The organism is Limnospira sp. PMC 289.06 (assembly GCF_032350395.1).
Taxonomy (GTDB): Bacteria; Cyanobacteriota; Cyanobacteriia; order Cyanobacteriales; family Microcoleaceae; genus Limnospira; species Limnospira platensis.
The window spans coordinates 1-815 of the sequence record NZ_JARPLC010000393.1 but is presented as its reverse complement, the minus strand read 5'-3'; the positions used below and the strand labels follow the sequence as shown (position 1 = coordinate 815).

Annotated in this window: 1 protein-coding gene; it reads right to left on the bottom strand. The window is 40.7% G+C overall.

The annotated features are described in order from the left end of the window. A partial coding sequence (locus P5674_RS25405) for a group II intron maturase-specific domain-containing protein (RefSeq protein ID WP_315670443.1) occupies positions 1-815 on the bottom strand: 815 nt, incomplete at both ends.

Genomic DNA, 815 nt, shown 5'->3' with positions numbered 1-815 from the left:
TCCTGGTTGCCCAGTAAGTCCAATTTCCGTCGTATGGTGTTGCGTCGGGGCGTATTAGGGTATGTCTGACAATTGGAGTCCAGTTATGTTTGAATAGATGTAACCCATCTTTGGTTTGGAATAGCCAATTTTCGTGTCTTTCTTTCCCATTGCTAAGTTTAATTGTTCCATGTCTGAAATAATTACTTAGCTTTTCGTGATTTGCCTTTCCGCATCTTGATACTGTCCATGCCTTTAACATTTGCCAGATTGTTTTGTCTAGCTTATTGAAGGTCTCTGTTGAGACTACCGCTGAGTAATAATTTGACCATCCCCGAATAATTGGATTTAGTCTACTAATCAAGGCTGATTGAGGTGCTGTTCTATGTTGTTTAATCACACCTTTAATCACTTCTGTGTGGGCTTTAACTGCTTTGTTGCTGGGTTTTATGTGGGTTTTATGTCCGATTAATCGGCTTGCTCCCCCACCTGTTTTCCCAGATTTATACTTTCCTACGGGATATTGCCTGATATTGAATCCTAGAAAATCAAACCCAGGTTCCTCAATCTTGCCATTATACTCAATAGGATTGAGTGTGTGACATATTCGGGTTTTTTCAGGTCTAATCTCTAGTCCTACAGGTTTTAGCCATATAGAAATAGCAGTCATGCACTGTTCAATGATTCCTAGGTCTTTGGAGATGACCACAAAATCATCGGCATATCTTATAAGGTTCACCTGGGTGGCTGTGCCTTTATTTGGATACATTCCTTTAACTAGCCTTTCCATTCCCAACAGTGCGATGTTGGCGAGTATTGGACTTATTACCCCTCCT